Genomic DNA, 21383 nt, shown 5'->3' on the forward strand with positions numbered 1-21383 from the left:
CTCCTGTGCGTAACGCCTAAGAGTGGAACGGTCCTCATTCTGTGTAATGAGAACGCGTACTCGCCAACACCTACAGAGGTGGTACTGTGGGCGTTGAAATCAAAGAGGGGGCAGTCTCCGACGCGGAGTTCGAGGATATGAAGCGCTTCGTCTCGGGCTATCTTTCTGCGAGCGTCGAGAACGAAGATGACGGTGGGCGAATGCGCTGGTATCCGTGGCACTCTGCGGAGTACCGGTTCAACCACATTCTCAACGTCGTCTCGCTGTCGACCGACATCGCAGAGCACGAAGGTGCAGACGTCGACGTCGTCAGAGTTGCCGCTCTGTTCCACGACATCTCGAAACTCGAAGCAGAACAAGAGATACACGCCGAAGAGGGTGCTCGCGTCGCGCGGGAGTTCCTCGACACGCACGGCGATTACCCCGAATCGTTCATCGAACAGGTGTGTCAGGTCGTCGCCGACCACTCCTATCAGGGGTCGCTCGACGACGTTTCGCTCGAGACGCGGTGTCTCATCGAAGCGGACATCCTCGACAAAATCGGGGCCAACGGAACGGCACTGATGCTCCTGCGAATGGGATACGAAGCCCGGACACACATGGACGCCGCCGAGATGGTCGAACGCGTCTTCGAACGCGGCCGCGACGCGTCACGACGGCTCGAAAGCGACCGAGCAGAGAGCATCGCATACCAGCGTCTCAAGCGCGTCAAGTGGTTCCGTGAGTGGTTAGAAGACGAGGTTCCCGAGATGGACCACGACACCGAACTTCGGTAAGCACGGCGGAACCGCCACCGAGCTGCACCGTCTCAGATTCCATCGCTTCGCACCTCACCGTCTCGCACTCCACCGTCTCGCACTCCACCGTCTCGCACTCCACCGTCTCGCACTCCTCCGTTTCGTAACGGTTCGCGAGCCTGTTCTACAGAGCGCAGACTGATTCTAGCGTTCCCTTCAGCGACGACTCACAGCGTGTCGAGAATCGAGAGGACGCGTGCTTCGGCCTCCCGCCCGGGGTCGTACTCGGCCCCGTCTCGGTCGCTCTCGCGGTGACTCTCGACTGACCGGCGCATCGCTTCGTCCACGGGTGTCGACTCCCATCCGAGTTCGGCCACCTTCGCCGTCGAGAGTGCGTGTGGGTAGTCTCGGTAGAGGATGAAATCAGACATCTCGAGCCCCGAAGCCGCGAGTTCGCGCTCGCCGGCGTGGACGATTTCCACGTCGGTTCCGGCCACGTCCGCGATGAGTTCGACCATCTCTTCGAGCGTCACGAGTTGTCTGTCGCCCACGTTGTACGCTTCGCCCGCCTCGCCTTCTTCAGCGACGACCCGCATCGCGCTCGCTACGTCTTCGACGTAGGCGCGGTGCCAGATGTTCGTCCCGTCGCCGGGGACGACGATTCGGTCGTAGTTCAGCACACGGTCGATCCAGTAGTCGAGTCGCTCCGTGTAGTCGTGGGGGCCGTAGACGATACACGGGCGGACGGACATCGCGTTGATACCGCGGGAGGCCGCTTCGAAGACCACGCGGTCACCCTCTGCTTTTCGCGGTCCGTAACTGTCGTGGGAGTCGTCGGTCGCCTGTTCGTCCGAGCAGTCCCAGAGTTCGGTGACGCCCTCGCGTTTCGGTATCTCTTCGGCCTCGTATGCGGCCCCACTGGAGATGTAGACGTAGGCGTCGACGTCGGCGAAGATATCGACTGCAGTGGCGACTTCACGCGGCTTGTACGCGACACAGTCGAAGACTGCGTCGGGTTCGACGGTGAGTTTCGCCGTGCGAAGCGCCTCGCCGTCGGTCCGGTCGCCCTGAACGTGGTGGACGCGGGGGTCGTCGGCGAAAGGGTTGTCGTGGGTCCCACGGTTGAAGATGGTCACGTCGTACTCGTGGTCGAGGAGGTCAGAGACGAGGTGGCGACCGATGAAGCGCGTGCCGCCGATGATGAGTGCGGTGTCCATATTCGGTCGAGGGGGTGCGCGGTGAAAAACGTGAGAGAATCGGTGGTGGGTTCCGGTTCGACAGAGGACGGTGGTGGGTTCCGGTTCGACAGAGGACACCGGAAAACACCCAGACAGCGACGGATTACGCTTGCTGTTCTCGACCGTTGCAGTCGGCTTATCGGGTGGATAATGAATTACCATACCTCCGAACCGGGAGTCGTGACAGACGACCGAAACTCACTGACCAGACGCACAGTTCTTTCATCGACTGCGCTCCTCGCCGGGGGGTCACTCCTCGGTGGAGAGGTACTCGCTGCCGACGGGTCCGATACTGCGGCGGCTTCCGGGGCGTGGCCACAGTTTCAGGGAGGCGCGGCGCACACTGGGTCGAGAGCGACCGACCCGTTTGGAACGACAGCGTTGCGAGATGCGTGGGCAGACGTCGAATTCGAGGTCGCTCCCGCAGGATCCACGGGTATCGTCGTCGCGGACGGCGTCGTCTACATGGGAATGCGCCTCGGCTATGGCCTGTTTGGTGCGTACACCACCGACGGGTCGCTCGTCGAGATAGGCAGCGGTGAGGGCGGTAGCTACAAATTGACGCCCGCAGTCGCAGATGGGACGCTCCTCGTACCGACGAACGAGGGACTCGTGGCGTGGGACACGAGTTCCTACGAGGTCCAGTGGCAGACGAGTACACCCGTCTTCACCGCCGCTGTCACTGCAGATGGGGCCGTCTTCGTCGGCGAAGATACGACGGACGACGGGGACCCCGATAGCCTCGTCGCCTACGACGTCGCCGACGGAACCGAACTGTGGCGTCGTGACGTGACGTTCCGCCGCTTCGAAGACGACCGGGTGATGAACAACATTCTGAGTTCGACGTCGCCTGCGGTGGCGGATGGGACGCTCTACGTCCCCACAGAGACCGGCGTTCTCGCGGCGAACGCGTCCGACGGTTCGACGGTGTGGTCGTCCGCGAGTGACGCGACGAGTGTCTCGACGGTGAGCGTCCACGATGGGACTGTCTTCGTCGTCGGCACCGCAGAGACGACGTCCGTCTACGCCATCGATTCGAACACTGGGGAGACAGTGTGGCGACACGAGGTTCCGGACGTCGGCGGGTACGACCCTGCCCTGACGCTCGCCGTCGGCGCGGAGACAGTGGCCCTGACGACGACCGAAGGGACCGTCGTCTCACTGGACGCTTCGACCGGCGAAGAACAGTGGAGCGAACCCGGCAAGACCCTCTCTGACTACAGAGTTTCGTTCAACGCACCGCCACTGATTGCCGACGGAAACCTCTACGTCAACTTCGACATCGACGTCAATTCCGGTCTCGCCGTCTTCGACGCACAGTCCGGCGAGTTCCAGAACTGGGTACCCGGCGTGGGTGGCGATTACGCGATGGCCCACGACGGTGACATGCTCTACACGCCGGGAGAAGCAATCGAGACGCACCCCGACCCGCCCGCGGCACCGACGCCGAGCATCGAACCCGAAGCGACGACGCCCGGGGCGTGCGTCCCGACGTCATTCGACGTCGAGTTCGAAGAGAACCTCACCGAAGACGAACGGTCGAACCTCCTGTTCGAGTGGGACTTCGAGAACGACGGCGGCGTGGATAGTCGGGTCGCTGCCGTCAACGTGGACCCAGAACACGAGTACGACGTTGGGGAGTACACCGCTCGCCTCGTCGTTCGGAACCAGTACAACCAGACCGCTGAGGCGACGACGACGTTCAAAGTCGTCGAATGCGAGGGTGAACTGGACCCGAGCATCGAAATCCTCACCAAAGACCCGACAGCGGAAGAACCGATAACCTTCGAAGTCACCGGAGCGGGCAAATTCGACTCGTACAACTGGGAGTTCCAGGGACCGACGACCATCGTCGACGGCGACGGCGACGACAGAAGCGAGACTGTCATCTACGACTACAGCGAGTACGAACTCGTAGAAGTGGATGTCACCGACATCTACGGCCGGCAGGCGCATACACAGACGATGATATCTGTCGCACCCGCTGACAGCGACGACTCGGCTGACGACGGAAGTGGGTCGACTGATGATGGAAGCGGATCGACTGATGATGGAAGTGGGTCGACTGATGATGGAAGCACAGACGACGGAAGCACCGATGGCGGGACAAACGACGACTGTATCTAGTCGTCTGTCGACGTAGCACCCCCACACCGGGGTGACCTCACTCCACGCGTTCGAGGACGATGCCGTCCTCGAATCCGCCACGCTCTGCGGCCTTCTCGTTCGCCATCGTTTCGACCCCCTCCCAGCTTTCGGGTCGTCGGTCGAGAACTGCATCCACGACGGCGAACACGTCTGCCAACTCTTCGATTCGACCCGACTCGGCGAACTCCTCGTCGCTTGCGGTGTGGACGACTGGCGTCTCTCCCGACTCGCGGATGATTCGAGGGATGTCGTCGCGGACGAGTTTGTCGTACACGCGGGGCATACCATCGAGTTCGGATAGCAGGTGAAAAAATGGGGGCGTCGGGGAGGGGTCGCGGTGTCTGTACTAGCCGTCGGTGGAGAGACTGACGGTGTCGGTACTCTGGTTCCCGTCGGGTCCGGTCACGCGGAGCGTCACGTCGAGTGTCCCACAGAAGTCGAGCGTAATCTCGGTTTTCGGACCGCGCGCTTCGAACGGCGCGCCTGTCCCAAACTGCCACTCGTAGGTTTCGACCTCACCGGTCGAGGCCGTCCCGTCGAGGCCGACAGTGGTTCCCGAGTCGAGGTCCTTCCGCTCGGCGTCTTCGGGGTCGGTGACGATGCGGGCGACCGGTGCGTCGGAAGCGCGCGGGAGGTTCTCCGCGTCGGGGGCGGTGGAACTCCCTTCGAGGGCGACCACTCCGTCTGAATTTTCGTACGATTCGCCGGTCAGGTAACCCACGTAGACTCGCCCCCCTGCGAGTGACGGTGTGGCCGCCTGACGGTGGTGTTGGTTCTGGTTATTCCGGACTAGATAGGACCACCGTTTAGACCCATCTTCGGTAGCGAACGCGTGTACCACCGGGTACCGCTTTTCGAGTTCGAACTCACCGGTGGTCTTGGGGAGTGCACTTCCGCCGACGTAGACGGTGTCGCCGGCGACACTCGGGTCTCCGTGGAGTTCGGTCGATGAGTCGCGTGTCCACAGGAGTTCGCCGGTGTCGGCATCGAGTGCGTAAACCGTCGAGAGGATGCCCGCTATCGCCACCGAGTCGACATCGAGCGAGGTGGTGACGTAGACGGTTCCGTTTGCGACGGCCGGTGCACTGACGAATCGTGCTGACTCCTCGCCCTCGGGTGTGAGCGTGGTCTCCCACTCGACGCTCCCGTCGTCGGTACTGTGTGCGACAACCCGGTTCACGTCCCCGGTTCGCCATCGATTCCCTGCCGAGCGATAGATTCGTCCGTTTTCGAGGGCCGAATCCACGAAGTTCACGCCGTCATCGACGGTCGTCTTCCACAGGATGCTTCCGTCGCTCGCGTCCCACGCGACGAGTTCGTTCTTCGCGTCGGTGTGCGTATACATCCCGTAGAGTGTCCCCTCTTCGTACAGGTGGGCGTACGTTCGGTAGGAGGCGTCTGTACGCCACTGCACCGCACCGGTTTCGGGGTCGATCGCGTCGATGGTGGTCTGCTGTTCGGCGGGGTCTGCTCGTGCGTTGGCCAGGTGCGAGACGTAGAGCGTCCCGTCGGCGACGAGCGGCGTCCCTCGCCAATCGTCGTCCGGATTCTCGTAGTTGTCGGGGGTCTTCTGCCAGGCCATCTCGCCTGTTTCGGTGTCGAGCGCGTGAAGTCCGCCGTACTGGACGTCCGGGTCTTCGTACCCCGCGTCGCTCGTCAGGATGAGTGTTCCCTCGGCAACCGCCGGCGTCGCGGTCACACGACCGATACCCGGAACGTCCGACCAGAACTCCGGTGCGATATACTTCCAGCGTTCTTCGCCCGTGTCTGCCTCGTAGGCGACGACACCCCCGCGGAACGTACTATCGTTGAGGAAGAATGGCTGGTAGATAGCACCGTCACCAACGACAACTTCGTCCACGTCGGAGTCGTGCCACGTTCCGTCGACCCACGACACGGTTGCGTACTCCTCGTCGGGTGCGGATTCGGGAGTAACTGCACCCGTGCGTCCCGGTTCGGCACGGGACTGCGCCCATCCGGTTGCAGCGACGGTGCTGGTGTCTGCGTCTGTCGTCGAGTCACTGTCCGCCAGCGACGTTCCGGCGACACCAGTTGCCGTAAGGGCACCGAGCGTTGCGAGGAACGTTCGTCGGGAGGGTTTTCGGAACATCTCCACACGACGATGCGCCCGAACTCCCCATCATTATCTGTGTGATAATTGACGTGAAACAGTTCCCCAGAAACGGTCACTCCCCTGGAACGGCAACGCTACCCGTCGGTAGAGAGACTGACGGTGTCGGTGCTCTGGCGGCCGTCGGGTCCAGTCACGCGAAGCGTCACGTCGAGAGTGCCGCAGAAGTTGAGTGTGACTTCGGTGGTCGCGCCAGTCGTATCGAACGGCGCGCCCTCTCCGAACTGCCACTCGTAGGTTTCGACGTCACTCGTCGAGGCCGTCCCGTCGAGGACGACAGTGGTTCCGGAGTCGAGGTCCTTCCGCTCGGCGTCTTCGGGGTCGGTGACGATGCGAGCGACCGGTGCGTCAGAGGAGCGCGGGAGGTTCTTGGCGTCGGGAGCAACGTCGCTTCCCTCCAACGCGGCCACTCCGTCAGATTGGTCGGACCCCTCGTCCAGACGGCCCACGTAGACGAACCCGTTCGAAAGCGTCGGTGTGGACGCTCGCTTGGTGTCTGTGCTGTCCTCTCGAAGAAGGTAGGACCACTGCTCAGACCCATCTGCTGCCGTTAGTGCGTGAACGGTCGGAGAGCGTCCCCCACTTTCCGTCTCGCCGGTGTACTTCGGAAGTGCGCCGCCACCGACGTACACTGTGTCGTCGTCGACGGACGGGTCACCGCGGAGTTCGGTCGAGGTATCGTGTGACCAGACGACTTCACCGGAGTCGGCATCGAGTGCGTAAACCGTCGAGAGAACGCCCTGTTCGGACGAATCGGCTCGGAGGGCGGTGGTCACGTAGATTCTTCCGTCGGCGACTGCCGGTGCGCTGATGAACCGCTCCGACTCTTCGCCTTCGGGTGTGAGTACAGTCTCCCACTGGACGCCTCCGTCGTCGATACTGTGTGCGACAACTCGGTTCCGACTGCCGGTACGGAACTGATTACCCGAAGACCGGTAGATACTGCCGGTCCCTGCGGCCGAGTCGATGAAGTTCACGCCGTCTTCCAGAACGACTGTCCACCGTCTGCTCCCGTCGTTCGCGTTCCACGCGACGAGTTCGTTCTTCGCGTCAGTGTACGTCGCCGTTCCATAGATGGTCTGGTCGACAGCCACGTTAGGGTAGACCCGGTACGACGCGTCGGAACGCCACTTTACCTCACCGCTTATGGGGTCGATCTCCTCGATGACCATCTCCTGCTGGTCGGGGTCTGCGCCGACGTTTGTCAGGTGTTGGACGTAGAGGGACGCATTGGTGATGAGTGGTGTACCCACCCACGCATCGCTCGGATTGTCGTAGTCATTCGGTGTCTTCTGCCACTCGATTTCGCCAGTTTCCACGTCGAGCGCGTGGAGTCCACCGTATTTGACGTTGGAGTCGGTGTACCCCGCCTCACTCGTCAGGTAGAGCGCTCCTTCGGCCGTGGCCGGTGCGTGGGTTACGCGGCCGATTCCGGGCTCGTCTGCTCCGTACTCCGGAGCGAGATATCGCCACCGTTCCTCACCGGTGTCACCCTCGAAGGCGACGACGCCCCCGCGGAAGGTCTTGTCGTCGACGATGTACGGACGAAACACCGCCTCGTCCGTGACGATTGGTTCGTCGACAGAGACGGCGCCACCGCTTTCGCTGCGCCACGCCTCGGTGACGTACTCCTCGTCAGGAGAGGATTCGGACGCGACTTTACCGGCTCGCCCTGGTCCTGCACGGAACTGTGCCCACCCAGTGCGTGGCCAATCGATCGAATCGATACTGCCGTCTTCTGCCGTCGAGTCACTGTCTGCGAGCGAGACTCCAGCGACGCCGGTTGCCGTGAGGGCACCGAGCGTCGTCAGAAACGTCCGTCGGGAGGGTTTTCGGAACATCTCCACACGACGATGCGCTCGAATCTCACATCATTATCTGTACAATAAACGACACGAAACAGTGTGGTCGGGCGGAGAGTTCGAGCTAAAACGTGGTACAGCGGCCGAAGTCGGCCCCGTGGTTGACGACCGACGTTCAGTCGTCGCTGGTGGTCGCGGCACCGACGTTGTCGACGCTGGCTCCGGCGATGACGCCTGCTTTCGGCGGCAGTTCTGACCGAACGTCCTGTTCGGGGTCCTCGGCGATGACGTCGGCGTAGACGTCGGGCATCACCTTCACGAAGTCACTCAGCGTGTGTTGCCAGTCGTCCAGCAGTTCTGCGGCGAGGTTGGAGTCGGTGTACTCGAGGTGGTTCTCGACCAGACGCGTGAGCATCGCAACGTCTGATTCGTCGAGGGTGTCTTCGAGCGTCACCATGCCGGTGTTGGTCTTCGCGGCGAGTTCGTCGTCGGGGTCGTAGACGTAAGCGACACCGCCGGACATGCCAGCGGCGAAGTTACGGCCCGTCTCTCCGAGGATGGCCACGACGCCACCGGTCATGTACTCACATCCGTGGTCGCCGACGCCTTCGACGACGGCCTTCACACCGGAGTTGCGGACGCCGAAGCGTTCGCCGGCGAGGCCGTTGATGTAGGCTTCACCCTGCGTTGCACCGTAGAGTGCGACGTTGCCGATGAGGATGTTCTCTTCTGCGACGTAGTTGGCCTCGGCGGGCGTCTGGACGACGACGCGGCCACCGGAGAGGCCTTTGCCGACGTAGTCGTTCGCGGCCCCGGTCAGACGCATCGTAACGCCGTCGGCGAGGAAGCCAGCGAACGTCTGGCCGGCGATGCCGGAGAACTCACAGCGGATGGTGTCGTCCGGCAGGCCATCGACGCCGTGGGTGTTGGAGATGCGGTTCGAGAGCATCGCGCCGACTGCGCGGTCCACGTTCGAGAGTTCGCGGTGGATGACGACGGGGTCGCGAGTTTCGATAGCATCGCTGGCCTCGTCGATAAGTTTGTGGTCGACGTGCGTGTCGACGTCCGCGTGGACCTGGTCTTCGGTCTTCCGGCGGGCACCCGATTCGGGTTCCGCGAGGACTGCCGAGAGGTCGAGATGTTTCGCCTTCTCGTGGTCCGTCTCGATCTGCCGGAGGAGCGACGGCCGACCGATCATCTCGTCGAGCGAGGTGAAGCCGAGTTCGGCCATGATTTCGCGGAGTTCCTCCGCCATGAACGTCATGTAGTTGATGACGTGGTCTGGCTGGCCGGGGAACCGGTTACGCAGATTCTCGTTCTGGGTGGCGACGCCGACCGGACAGGTGTTATCCTGGCATTGTCGGGCCATGACGCACCCCGAGGTGACGAGCGGAGCAGTCCCGAAGACGTACTCTTCACCACCGAGGAGGGCGGCGATTGCGATGTCGCGGCCGGTCTTCAAGCCGCCGTCGACTGAGACACGAATGCGGGACCGAAGGCCAGTCGACCGGAGCATCTGGTTCGCCTCGGCGAGGCCGAGTTCCCACGGGAGGCCTGCGTTTTTGATAGACGTCTTCGGCGACGCACCGGTCCCGCCGTCGTGGCCCGAGATGTGGACCACGTCGGCTTTCGCCTTCGAGACACCTGCTGCGATGGTGCCGATGCCTGCTTCGGAGACGAGTTTGACGTTGATGTCGGCGTCCGGGTTGGCAGACTTCAGGTCGAAGATGAGTTGTTTCAGGTCTTCGATGGAGTAGATGTCGTGCAGCGGTGGTGGCGAGATGAGGCCGACGCCCGGCGTCGCGTAGCGAACGTGGGCAATCATCTCGTTCACTTTCTTGCCGGGGAGTTGACCGCCCTCTCCGGGTTTCGACCCCTGTGCCATCTTGATCTGAATCTCGTCGGCCGACGAGAGGTACTGCGAGGTGACGCCGAAGCGGCCGGATGCGACCTGCTTGACGTTACACTCTTTTTCGGTGCCGAACCGTTCCGGTGGTTCGCCACCTTCGCCGGAGTTGGACTTGCCGCCGATGCGGTTCATCGCGATGGAGTTGTTCTCGTGGGCCTCCGGCGAGAGACTCCCGAGTGACATCGCAGCGGTCGAGAAACGCGTGACGATGGACTCGACGGACTCCACCTCGTCGATATCGACGGATTCGCGGTCGGGTGCGAATTCGAGGAGTCCGCGTAGCGTCAGCAGGCTTTCGGACTGGTCGTTGACTAACTCGGCGAACTCTTTGTACTTCTCGTAGTCGCCGGCGCGGACGGCCTGCTGGAGCGTGCCGACGGTCTGGGGGTTCCACCCGTGGCGGATGCCGGACGACCGGTTTTCGAACTCGCCCTGGCGTTCGAGTTTGGGGTCCGACCCGAAGGCAGCGGCGTGGCGCGTCAGCAGGTCGGTCTCGATGACGTCGAGGCCGATTCCTTCGGTGCGAATCTCGGTTCCTTCGAAGTACTCGGCGACGAAGTCGGAGTCGAGGCCGAGCGCTTCGAAGATCTGCGCACCACGGTAACTTTCGACCGTCGAGATGCCCATCTTGGCCATCGTCTTGAGGAGGCCGTCTTCGAGGGCGTGAATGTACGCCTCGATTGCGGCCCCTTCGTCGGCACCGTCTGGGCCGGCGACGATGTCGCCGATGGTCTGGTAGGCGAGGTACGGGTTCACCGCGCCTGCGCCGTATCCGATGAGGGTCGCGAGGTGGTGGACTTCGCGCGGGTCACCGGATTCGACGACGAGGCCGGCACGGTTCCGCAGGCCGTTGCGGACGAGACTGTGGTGGACCGCGCCCGTCGCGAGGAGACTCGGGATAGCGACGCGGTCAGGGCCGACGTCGCGGTCGGAGAGAACGACGATGTCTGCACCGTCTTCGATAGCCGCTGATGCCTCGTCGCGGACTGTCTCGATGGCGTCGCGGAGGTCTCCGCCGCGCTCGTAGGTGATGTCGACGACTGCGCTCACCATGTCGTCGTCCATCTCTTTGATGGCCGCCGTCTGTGCGTCCGTCAGAACTGGTGAGTCGAGGACGAGTTGTCGTGCGTGGTCTTCAGACTCGTCGAGTAAGTTCCGCTGGAAGCCAAGCCGTGACTCCAGACTCGTCACCAGTTTCTCGCGGATGTAGTCGATTGGCGGGTTCGAAACCTGTGCGAACAGTTGCTTGAAGTAGGTGAACAGCGGCCGGTTGAAGTCCGACAGCACCGAAATCGGCGTGTCGTCACCCATCGACCCGATGGGGTCTTTCCCGTCGCGGGCCATCGGTTCGATCATGTGGTTGAGCTGGTCGTGGGTGTAGCCGAACGCCGCCTGCGTCGCACGGAGTTGCTTGATGTTTCCGCGGGCGTTCGTGTCGCTCTGGTCGGCGAGTTCGTCCAGGTGCCGCTGTTGGTCACGTACCCACTCGCCGTACTTGCTGTCGGTGAGTGAGTCGAACACTTCGGCGTCTGGGATGACGCGCCCCTCCTCGGGGTCGGCCATGAAGATTTCACCGGGGCGGAGACGGCCGCGAGACTCCAGTTCCGCCGGGTCGGTGTCGAGCGCGCCGACTTCGCTGGCGACGATGAGTCGGCCGTCGGTCGTCACTTCGTACCGACACGGACGGAGGCCGTTACGGTCGAGGACGGCAGCGATACGGTCGCCGTCGGTTGCCGCGACGAGTGCAGGGCCGTCCCACGGTTCGACGAGCGATGCGTGGAAGTCGTACCAGTCACGGCGCGACTGGTCCATCGCGTCGTCGTTGCGGTAGGCTTCGGGGATGAGCATCCGAAGGACGTGTGGGAGTTCACGACCGCTCTTGAGGAGCAGTTCGACCACGTTGTCGACGCTCGCGGTGTCGGACTGGTCGGCCTTCGTAATCGGCTTGAGCGTCTCGATGTCGTCACCGAACGCCTCGTGTTGGAGGTCCGTCTCGCGGGCGCGCATCCAGTTGACGTTCCCTCGGATGGTGTTTATCTCGCCGTTGTGGATGACCTGTCGGTACGGGTGGGCGAGGTGCCACGCGCCCAGCGTGTTGGTCGAAAAGCGAGCGTGAACGAGTGCGAGTTCCGTCTCGAACCGTTCGTCGCTGAGGTCAGGATAGTACGCAGGGAGTTGCTCTGCCGTGAGGAGACCCTTGTAGACGAGCGTCTTGCGGTCCAGCGAACAGACGTAGAACCGACCTGCGCCGGCGAGTGCGAGTGACTCGACCGCTTTCTCGGCGGCACGTCGCCCGAGGTAGAGCGCTCGGTCGAACTCGTCTTCGTCCATCTCGTCTGTGGGTTCGACGAGCATCTGCCAGGTGTCGGGTTCCGACTCGAGTGCGGTTGCGCCGAGACCGGAGTTGTCCGTCGGCACGTCGCGCCAGTGGAAGACTGAGAGGCCGTACGCTTCGAGCGATTCTTCGACAACCGCCGAGACGCGTTCACGCACATCTTCGTCGGTTGGCATGAAGACTGACCCGACAGCGTACAGGTCGGGGAGGTCACCTTCGACGATTGCTTCGAAGAAGGCGTCAGGTCGCTGGAAGAGGATTCCTGCGCCGTCTCCGGTGTTCTCCTCGGCCCCGGTGGTACCACGGTGTTCGAGGTTTTCGAGGAGTTCGAGACTGTCTGCAACGACTTGGTGCGAAGAGCCGTTCTCGAGGTCTACAACGGCCCCTACGCCGCAGTTTGAGCGCTCGTCGGTGGGGTCAGCTAACCCAGCACGAGCAGAGGGTGTGTCTATGTGTGGCTTGGTCATATCCCTCTAAATTCACTACCGGCATAAGCCCCTTTTCCTGAAACCATAAGGGTGTTACAATAGCATATAAGGGAATATCGATTGTTGGTATTTCCTCTAGATACCTTTCGACGGTTGCCGAAGAATATAATTAACCGTGTAGAACCGCCGAGCAACCCGTTCAGTAGGATTTCGCGAAGTAGGCGGTTTCTTCTGCGGGTTCGCCACAGACGGCGCAGTCTTCGCCGTGGTGGGTCTCGCTCTCCTCGTCGTCGAGGGGAACCATGACGATTTCCGCGGCGATTTGCTCTTTTATCTCGTCTTCACAGGACTCCTTGCCACACCACGGCGCTTTCACGTAGCCACCGTGCTGGCCAATGGTTCCGAGAATCTCGTTCCGCGAGGACGCCTCGCGGATGTTCGCTTCGAGGTTCGCTTCGGCGGCGGCGTAGAGTTTCGCGTAGACTTCGTCGAACTGGTCGAAGACGGCCTCTGCGATGTTCTCGCGGTCGAGTTCGACCTGTTCGCCGTCGGGTCGGTGGACGACGGTGACGACGTCGTCGTCGACTTCGTTCGGGCCGATTTCGAAGCGGACCGGGACGCCCTTGAGCTCCCACTCGTTGAATTTGAACCCGGGGTTACGCTCGTCGCGGTCGTCGAGTTCGACACGAACGCCCGCGTCTTCGAGTTCGTCGGCGATGTCCTCGGCGTAGTCGAGAACCTTCTCCTGGGTGTCTGCCTGCCAGATGGGGACGATGACGACCTGTTCGGGGGCGACAGTCGGGGGCAAGACGAGCCCCTGGTCGTCCGAGTGAGTCATGATGAGCGCGCCGAGCGAGCGCCACGAGAGACCCCACGAGGTGGTGTTCGCGACCTGGGTGTTCTCGTCTTCGTCGGTGTAGGTCAGGTCGAACGCCTCTGCGAACCCGGTTCCGAGGTGGTGTGAGGTCCCCGCCTGCACCGACTTGCCGTCGGGCATGAGCGCTTCCACCGTCGTCGTCGTGTGCGCGCCGGGGAACTTGTCGTGGTCGGGTTTCGCGCCACGGAGGACCGGAATCGCCAGCAGGTCCTCGTAGACCGACTCGTACTGGTCGAGGCGGAGCATCGTCTCCTCCCACGCATCGTCGTGAGTGGCGTGGGCGGTGTGGCCCTCCTGCCAGAGGAACTCCTTCGTTCGGAAGAACGGTTTCGTCTCGGTCGCCTCCCAGCGAACGACCGAGGCCCACTGGTTCACGCGGAGCGGGAGGTCACGGTGGCTGCGCACCCACTGAGACATGTAGGGTGCGATGATGGACTCAGACGTCGGTCGCACGGCGAGGCGTTCTTCGAGTTCCTCTCGACCTGCCTGTGTGACCCACGCGACTTCGGGGTCGAACCCTTCGACGATCTCCTTCTCGCGTTCGAGATAGCTCTCTGGAATAAACAGCGGGAAGTAGGCGTTCTGGACGCCAGTGTCCTTGAACAGGTCGTCGAGGTAGCCCTGGACCCGCTCCCACAGCGCGTATGCTCGCGGGCGTGTGACGATGAACCCGCTCATCCCCTCGGGGCCGTAGTTCGCGAGGCCTGCCTTCTGGACGACTTCGGCGTACCACTCGCCTGTGTTGTACTGTTTCGACTCGGTGATTCCGAGTTCCTGCTCGTCGCTCATTGCCCATCGGTAGCCGTAGCGAACCCTTAAACGCCCCGAAGGGGGCCGGACACTGGCATCGTCGTCGTCGCTTCGAAACCTGTCTCTCACATCACCAATTCTTCTCGAGTGTCGGTCGTGTAAGAAGACACCTAGCTACATATTCCACGAACACGTACCTGCGAGTTGGTGGATGGTGTGCTAGCAATAGACAGTACCAAGAGCGACAAGCGTCCGACTTCACAGCGTCGGCCGATTCGAATCGAGCTCTGGGTTCGCAGTGGAAAACGACCAGAGTTCGAACCAGTACTCGAGCGGTTAGACGACGCAGTAGAACGCGGCAGTATCGACGACTACACGGTCGAAACGTGGGGTAAATTCGTGGATATCTCGGGACGTCTCTCACCGACTGAGCGGCGCGCCCGCGACAAACTCCAGTCGTACGCGAGATGGAGTGCGAATCGAGGCGAACGGCTCACGGGGTTGGGTGACCCGTTCAAACGAAGCGTCGGCCGGATGGGGCCAGAACGTGTGACGCGACGGACGCCACGAGCGGTCATGGCTGAGTACGAAGACAGAGTACTCTCGCACGTCACCGCGTGTGAGCAATCGATGGGTGCACTCCGAGCACGAGTCGACGAACTCGAATCGCACATCGAACCGGAGTGGCCGAGCAGTCCGATGACTATCGAGTGGTAGTCTGGTGTCCGAAGCGCTCTCTCGAACTTTTTGACGATGTTAGTGCGTGCTGGAGAACGGTGAGTCTCGCTCGCGCCACGACCAGCCGGGGAGAATCGTTTGAAACCCAGCGGCGAGTGCAGCGTCCAGGTCGTCGAGTCCGGCGGGGCCGTCTGTGTGGACTGCGACGTCGGCAAAGTGGAACGTCGCCTCTGCGAGGAGGCCAAGTGGGTCACCGCCGGCGATAGTCGCTGCGAGTTTGCGCCCGAGCACCTCGTCGACGATGAACCCCGGATAATCCCCTTCGACGTCTAATTCGCGGAGAAGACGGATGTAGGCTGCGACGTTCACAGCCACGTCGCCGCGGACGAACACGTCGTCGACGGCCGCGAGGTAGGTCTGTTCGTCGACTTCGCCGACGGTGGTATCGAAGAGCGTGCCGAGTCGGCCTCTCGTCTCGTTGATAAGCGGGACGACGACGTCTGCCCTGTCGCGAACCCATTGGTGTTCGTCGCTCACCGCGTTCGGTGTGAGTTCCATGCCCCACCGAACGGCGGCGATATGCTTCGGTTTTGCGAAGGGTTTTATACTGACGAAACGGTACACTCGGATAAGCGGGTTTTCCCCTGCCTCTTCCCGCAGTCGAGATACCACTATACAGTTCACTATGCTCTCTTCGCCGTCGACCGAGAACGGAACCACCACGTGTGGACCGTCTCGTGTTAACGCTCCTGAGGCAGCGGTTCCCGAGACCTACCGGCACTGGTCCGGATAGGTCGCTCGTAACTATGAGTTCCGTAGATAAACAACTCGAGAATCTGAAAGCAGAGATTACGAACGAACTTCCACGCGACATCTCGGTTTCCGACGTCAAGTACGAGGGTCCCGAACTCGTCGTCTATACACGCGACCCGAAGAAGTTTGCCAAGAACGGTGACTTGATTCGGAAACTCGCGAGTAAGCTCCGAAAACGAATTACGGTTCGACCGGACCCCGACGTCCTCTCGGATCCTCGTGACGCCGAACCGCAGATTATGGCCGTCATCCCAGAGGAAGCAGGCGTCACCGACCTAGACTTCCACATCGATACGGGCGAAGTCGTCATCGAAGCGCAGAAACCGGGCATGGTCATCGGTCGACACGGGTCGACCCTGAGAGAGATTACCCAGGAAGTCGGGTGGACTCCCGAGGTCGTCCGCACACCACCAATCGAGTCGTCCACCGTCTCGAACGTCCGCAACTTCCTGAAACAAGAACGCGAAGACCGTCGCCGTATCCTCGAACGGACCGGTCGGCAGATTCACCGCGAACAGCTCTCGAACGACGAATGGGTTCGTATCACGACGCTCGGTTGCTGCCGCGAAGTCGGGCGCGCCTCTTTCATTCTCTCGACGCCCGAGACGCGCATTCTCATCGACTGTGGAGACAAACCCGGGTCCGACGACGTGCCGTACCTCCAGGTTCCCGAGGCACTCGGTTCGGGCGCGAACTCGCTGGACGCCGTCGTCCTCACCCACGCTCACCTCGACCACTCTGCACTGATTCCGCTGCTGTTCAAGTACGGCTACGACGGGCCAATCTACACGACCGAACCCACGCGCGACCTGATGGGTCTCCTGACGCTCGACTACCTCGACGTCGCGTCGAAAGAAGGCCGCACCCCACCGTACGAATCCGAGATGGTTCGTGAAGCTATCAAGCACACCATCCCGCTCGAATACGGCGACGTGACCGACATCGCCCCCGACGTGAAACTCACGTTCCACAACGCGGGACACATTCTCGGGTCGTCGGTATCCCACTTCCACATCGGCGATGGCCTCTACAACGTGGCGTTCTCCGGCGACATTCACTACGACGACACGCGTCTATTCAACGGCGCAGTCAACGACTTCCCACGGGTCGAGACGCTCGTCCTCGAATCCACGTACGGTGGTCGCAACGACTACCAGACCGACCAGGAAGACTCCGAAAAACGCCTCATCGAGGTCATCAACGAGACGTACGACCGCGGCGGCAAGGTCGTCATCCCGGCGTTCGCCGTCGGTCGCTCGCAGGAGATTATGCTCGTCCTCGAACAGGCGATGCGCGACGGCAAGATTCCGGAGATGCCCGTCCACCTCGACGGGATGATTTGGGAGGCGACGGCCATCCACACGACGTACCCCGAGTACCTCCGCGACGAACTTCGCGACCGCATCTTCCACGAGGACGAAAACCCGTTCCTCGCCGACGAGTTCAACCACATCGACGGCGGCGAAGAAGAACGACAGGACGTCGCCGACGGCGACCAGGCGATTATCCTCTCGACGTCAGGGATGGTCACCGGCGGCCCCATCATGTCGTGGCTCCGCCACATCGGCCCCGACCCGAAATCCCGACTCGTCTTCGTCGGCTACCAGGCACAGGGAACCCTCGGCCGCCGTATCCAGAACGGATGGGACGAGATTCCAGTCAACGACCGCGACAACTCCGGCCGCTCGAGCACGTTGAAGCTCAAGATGGACGTGGAGACGGTCGATGGCTTCTCCGGGCACGCCGACCGACAGGGCCTCGAGAACTTCATCAAGACGATGAACCCACGACCCGAGAAGGTGCTGTGTGTCCACGGTGACGAACGCTCTGTGCAGGACCTTTCGTCTGCGCTCTACCACAACTACAACATGCGGACGTTCGCACCGAAGAACCTCGAAACGTTCCGCTTCAAGTAACTGCACCCGTTCGAGACGCGTTCTCGCCGCAGACTGTTTCCTCGTCGTTTCCCGTGCCGAACATTAATGACTACTCTCGAACGAGTGAGTTCTATGCGCCTCGCACTCATCGCCCACGACGAGAAGAAAGACGACCTCATCGAGTTCGCAAACCAACGAATCGAGGACCTCGAACGTTTCGACCTCATGGCGACGGGGACGACGGGAAAACGCCTCATCGACGCGACGGGTCTCGATATCGAACGCAAGCAGTCCGGGCCACTCGGGGGAGACATGCAAATCGGTGCCGAGATCGCCAGCGAGACGTGCGACGGCGTTATCTTCCTCCGCGACCCGCTGACGGCCCAACCGCACGAGCCAGACATCACTGCTCTCCTCCGTATCTGTGACGTGCATCAGACACCACTCGCAACTAATCTCGCCAGCGCAGACGCTGTCCTCGACGAACTCGTCGACCAGGTGCAAGGCGAAGCGTGAGGCGATGGGCGGTCGTGCCGATATATCAATCCTGAGAACGTCGGCGTACTCTTAATTATCAGAACGAAGTAGCGGGCGTATGGACGCCGCGATTCGTGTCGCTCTAACGCTGTTCCTCGTCGTCGTGCTTGCGACTGCACCTGTCGCGGCCGCGAGTAGTCCGACCTCGCCGTGTTTCCCCGGGGAGGGCCACCAGTTCGATATCGGAAGTGAGACTGCCGGAATCGACCTCGTCGTCTTTCTCTCTATCTTTGAGAACCTCGGCAAGCCGGGTGGGTTCGGCATGGAGGCCACCGGCGGCATCGGGAGTACGCCGATCGTCCAACTCCGTGCTGGTGTCGCGTTCGACGGCGTCGGCCCCGCGACTGCGTTTCTCTCCAATCCATTCGCCCGGTTCAGCGTCGTCTACGACTACTCGATGAATCTCCCGATGTTCGCAGGGACGGGAGTCGAGTCGTCGTACGAGGACGATGGGTCGCCAGTGAGTGGGCTGAAAACGAAGTCGTGTTAGTCGGTTGTGGGTGCCGACCCGGTCGGTCGTTGCTTAGTCGTCGGCGACGGTCTCGGCGGGGTCGACTACTTCTCCCATCTCTGGATTCACTCCCACGCGCTCGCACACATCGTACATCGGACACGCCTCCGGGTCCTCCAAACACGCCGGTTTCCGCGCCGTACAGTACTCGCGGCCGAACTGAATCATGGCTGTGTGGCCAAAGCCGCACTTCTCGGCGGGAACGTCGCGTTCGAGATAGTCACGAACGGTCTCGTGGTCGGCGTCGGCGGGTGCGATGCCGAGACGACGCGAGATTCGGTGGACGTGCGTATCGACGGGGAATACACCTCCGCGCCCGCCCGCGAAGAGCAAGACACAGTCGGCCGTCTTGGGCCCGACTCCCTTCATCTCCAGCAGTCGGTTCCGAACCTCGGCGGGATCCGCTTCGCGGACGTAGCGGTCGAAGTCTGCTTCGCTCCCGAAGTCGGCCAGTACCTCCTCGGCGACGCCGATGATGAGTTTCGACTTCTGGTTGTAGAGGCCGGCCGAGCGAATGGCCTCGACAAGTTCCTCCCGGTCGGCCGCAGCGAGTGATTCGGCGAGGTCTGAACTGTCAAACCGAGCCATCAACGCGTCGTGCGCGGGTTGGCTGGCCTTGTCGCTCGTGTTCTGACTCAGAATCGTCCGGACGAGACACTCGAATCCACCTTGGCCACCGTAGGCTTTCCGCCAGTACAGGTCACCCAGTCGGTCGATGACCACTTCAGCACGCGTCGCTGAAGAGGGGTCGGCAGCCTCGAACGCCGCAATCTGGCCGCCGCCGGTGGGACCACCGCTGATGTTCTCGGACGGTTCGTCGGACATAGTCGGGAGATACGGGCCGACAGGGAAAAGCACCACTCGTCTCGCTGGTCGTCTGCGAGGAGATACGACGAGCGATTATTCGACGTCGATAGTTAGCGTGAGAGGTGCACCCACTACCAGCGCGGAGACGAGTTTGTCGTCGAACCCGGCCGCGGCGTGTTCTGCGCCGACCATCCCGGTTCGGTCGTCGACGTAGTCGCTCGTCCGAAAGACGATGCTCCGGTCGCCGTCGAAGGTGAGGTCAGGGTGGCCGCGTCCGCGAACGGTCTGTTCGAACGTGCGTTCACCCGTGTCGACGCTCACGGTGACGGTGATGGTCGCATCGTGTGACTGGCACGCCGCGACGAACTCGTCGTCGAACTCGGCGGGAGTGCGGTCTGCTTCGATGCCGATGATACAGTCGCCAGCGGGCGTGAGCCAGTCGTCGCTCGTCACTTCGAACGTACTCGTGTGCTCGGCACGCACGTGTTCGTGGCCGCGCGCACGAATGACCTCTCTCATGGCGTTCCGTGGGGGACGATTGGCTTTATCCTCCACGATTTCTCCGGGTGTTTATAAGCGGGTTTGTGAATCGCTAACATGCCAAATATGGCAGTTGTGGGCGGTGTGGTAACGGTTTTCACCCGATTATCCACCGAAGTCTTTATTAATCGGACGCTTGTATGAACATGTACCTGAGCGCCTCCGGCGTTCCGGCGGCATAGCACGCAGAATGATCGGGAATTCTTATCCACGGTCGATTGCACGCAATGAGCAGCCGCCACGCACGGAGCGGTGATGGTATCGAGGATTGATTACGCATGGTAACGAAGCAGGAAGTGCTCAACGAGTTCGATGTGCAGGAACTCGAGGAGTCACGAAACATTGATCTCCCAGAAGAAAAGCTCGAGAGCGGCTCGAAAGGCGAACTCATTAAACTTGCCGGTCAACTCCGTGACCGCCGCAACGAACTGAACCAGATGGCCTCCGAGCGCGCCTCCAAGCGCGACGACCTCAACGCGATGACACGCGAGAAGGTCGACGAGGCGCAGACGCACCGCGAACAGCGAGACGAGATGAACTCGCAGGTGCAAGAGCACAAGAACAAGCGCAACGAGCTCAACGCGAAGGCCAACGAGCTGTTCGACGAGGTCGACTCGATGAAGAGCGACCTCGAACTCGACGACGGCAAGGACATCGACGAGCTCAAAGAGGAGATCGAGCAACTCGAGTTCCGCCAGCAGACCGAGGTTCTCTCGACGGAAGACGAGCGCGAACTCATCGAGAAGATCGAGAACAAGCGCGACGAACTCCACCAGAAGAAGGAGAAAGTCGAAGAGAGCGGTGACCTCGAAGAGCTCATCGCCGAGGCCGAAGAGGTCCGTTCCGAAGCGTCCCAGCACCACCAGAAGGTGACCGAGCTGGCCGACGACGCACAGGAGCACCACAACCAGATGATCGAGGCCTACCGCGAGGCCGACGACATCCGTGACAAGGCCGACGAGATGCACGAACTCTTCGTCGAGGCCCAGGAAGCGGCCGACCGCCACCACGAGGACTTCGTCCGCGTCCAGAAGCGCCTCCGCGAACTGGACAAGAAGGAAGAACGCCAGCGCAAGGACTCGCGTGCCGAAGAGCGCGAGGCTGCAAAGGCCGAGGCCGAGGAAATCTACCAGAAGTTCAAGGAAGGCGAGACCCTCGAGACCGAGGACCTCATGAAGCTGCAGAAGGCCGGCCTGCTCTAAGCCCGGTTTATTTCTCTCTCTTCGTCGCAGACGCGACGTATCATTTTTATGGCGACTGCGCCC

The 21383-nt window shown here is 61.8% G+C and carries 16 protein-coding genes; 7 read left to right on the top strand and 9 right to left on the bottom strand.

From position 1 onward, the window contains the following. The first annotated feature begins 86 nt into the window (after positions 1-86). Complete coding sequence (locus ACK3SC_RS05230) at positions 87-776, top strand: HD domain-containing protein (RefSeq protein WP_416839060.1); 690 nt, start codon at positions 87-89, stop codon at positions 774-776. A gap of 188 nt (positions 777-964) precedes the next feature. On the opposite strand, the gene ACK3SC_RS05235 is transcribed toward ACK3SC_RS05230, so the two are convergent. Beyond that, entirely contained in the window at positions 965-1954 is a 990-nt protein-coding gene (locus tag ACK3SC_RS05235) for an NAD-dependent epimerase/dehydratase family protein (protein WP_416839061.1), read from the bottom strand. Positions 1955-2125: 171 nt separating this feature from the next. Between ACK3SC_RS05235 and ACK3SC_RS05240 the strand changes: the two genes are divergently transcribed. Then, positions 2126-4102, top strand: coding sequence for a PQQ-binding-like beta-propeller repeat protein (locus tag ACK3SC_RS05240; protein ID WP_416839062.1), 1977 nt, complete (start codon positions 2126-2128; stop codon positions 4100-4102). A 37-nt stretch (positions 4103-4139) separates the two neighbouring features. Here ACK3SC_RS05240 and ACK3SC_RS05245 read toward each other — a convergent pair whose 3' ends face one another. From ACK3SC_RS05245 to proS, 5 genes are all read right to left on the bottom strand, one after another. Continuing rightward, on the bottom strand, positions 4140-4406 hold the full coding sequence (locus ACK3SC_RS05245; protein WP_416839063.1) for a hypothetical protein: 267 nt from the start codon (positions 4404-4406) through the stop codon (positions 4140-4142). 63 nt (positions 4407-4469) lie between these two features. Then, on the bottom strand, positions 4470-6233 hold the full coding sequence (locus ACK3SC_RS05250; RefSeq protein ID WP_416839064.1) for a PQQ-binding-like beta-propeller repeat protein: 1764 nt from the start codon (positions 6231-6233) through the stop codon (positions 4470-4472). Positions 6234-6331: 98 nt separating this feature from the next. Continuing rightward, positions 6332-8095 (bottom strand): PQQ-binding-like beta-propeller repeat protein, encoded by a 1764-nt coding sequence (locus ACK3SC_RS05255; RefSeq protein ID WP_416839065.1) that lies wholly within the window; start codon positions 8093-8095, stop codon positions 6332-6334. A gap of 136 nt (positions 8096-8231) precedes the next feature. Further along, complete coding sequence (gltB, locus tag ACK3SC_RS05260) at positions 8232-12767, bottom strand: glutamate synthase large subunit (protein ID WP_416839066.1); 4536 nt, start codon at positions 12765-12767, stop codon at positions 8232-8234. 160 nt (positions 12768-12927) lie between these two features. Beyond that, entirely contained in the window at positions 12928-14394 is a 1467-nt protein-coding gene (proS, locus tag ACK3SC_RS05265) for a proline--tRNA ligase (protein WP_416839067.1), read from the bottom strand. Positions 14395-14580: 186 nt separating this feature from the next. On the opposite strand from proS, the gene ACK3SC_RS05270 reads away from it, so the two are divergent. Continuing rightward, positions 14581-15072: an HTH domain-containing protein gene (locus ACK3SC_RS05270; RefSeq protein ID WP_416839943.1), complete on the top strand. Its 492-nt coding sequence runs from the start codon at positions 14581-14583 to the stop codon at positions 15070-15072. 39 nt (positions 15073-15111) lie between these two features. Here the strand turns inward: ACK3SC_RS05270 and ACK3SC_RS05275 are convergent, their stop codons facing one another. Then, positions 15112-15591, bottom strand: a complete 480-nt coding sequence (locus ACK3SC_RS05275; protein ID WP_416839068.1) for a hypothetical protein — start codon at positions 15589-15591, stop codon at positions 15112-15114. A gap of 248 nt (positions 15592-15839) precedes the next feature. Here ACK3SC_RS05275 and ACK3SC_RS05280 point away from each other — a divergent pair, with 248 nt between their 5' ends. The 3 genes from ACK3SC_RS05280 (at position 15840) to ACK3SC_RS05290 (ending at position 18750) form a co-directional block, all read left to right on the top strand. Beyond that, positions 15840-17762 carry a beta-CASP ribonuclease aCPSF1 gene (locus tag ACK3SC_RS05280; protein ID WP_416839069.1) on the top strand — a complete coding sequence of 641 codons (1923 nt, stop codon included), beginning with the start codon at positions 15840-15842 and terminating at the stop codon, positions 17760-17762. A 93-nt stretch (positions 17763-17855) separates the two neighbouring features. Beyond that, positions 17856-18239 (top strand): methylglyoxal synthase, encoded by a 384-nt coding sequence (locus tag ACK3SC_RS05285; RefSeq protein WP_416839070.1) that lies wholly within the window; start codon positions 17856-17858, stop codon positions 18237-18239. A 79-nt stretch (positions 18240-18318) separates the two neighbouring features. Beyond that, complete coding sequence (locus ACK3SC_RS05290; RefSeq protein ID WP_416839072.1) at positions 18319-18750, top strand: hypothetical protein; 432 nt, start codon at positions 18319-18321, stop codon at positions 18748-18750. A gap of 33 nt (positions 18751-18783) precedes the next feature. On the opposite strand, the gene ACK3SC_RS05295 is transcribed toward ACK3SC_RS05290, so the two are convergent. Both ACK3SC_RS05295 and ACK3SC_RS05300 read right to left on the bottom strand, forming a co-directional pair. Continuing rightward, positions 18784-19596: an endonuclease III domain-containing protein gene (locus tag ACK3SC_RS05295; RefSeq protein ID WP_416839073.1), complete on the bottom strand. Its 813-nt coding sequence runs from the start codon at positions 19594-19596 to the stop codon at positions 18784-18786. Between the two features lie 75 nt (positions 19597-19671). Continuing rightward, positions 19672-20097 (bottom strand): DUF371 domain-containing protein, encoded by a 426-nt coding sequence (locus ACK3SC_RS05300; protein ID WP_416839074.1) that lies wholly within the window; start codon positions 20095-20097, stop codon positions 19672-19674. Positions 20098-20396: 299 nt separating this feature from the next. Between ACK3SC_RS05300 and ACK3SC_RS05305 the strand changes: the two genes are divergently transcribed. Further along, positions 20397-21320 carry a coiled-coil protein gene (locus tag ACK3SC_RS05305; protein ID WP_416839075.1) on the top strand — a complete coding sequence of 308 codons (924 nt, stop codon included), beginning with the start codon at positions 20397-20399 and terminating at the stop codon, positions 21318-21320. Positions 21321-21383: the final 63 nt, after the last annotated feature.

Source organism: Haloferax sp. DFSO52 (genome assembly GCF_048158745.1).
Classification (GTDB): domain Archaea; phylum Halobacteriota; class Halobacteria; order Halobacteriales; family Haloferacaceae; genus Haloferax.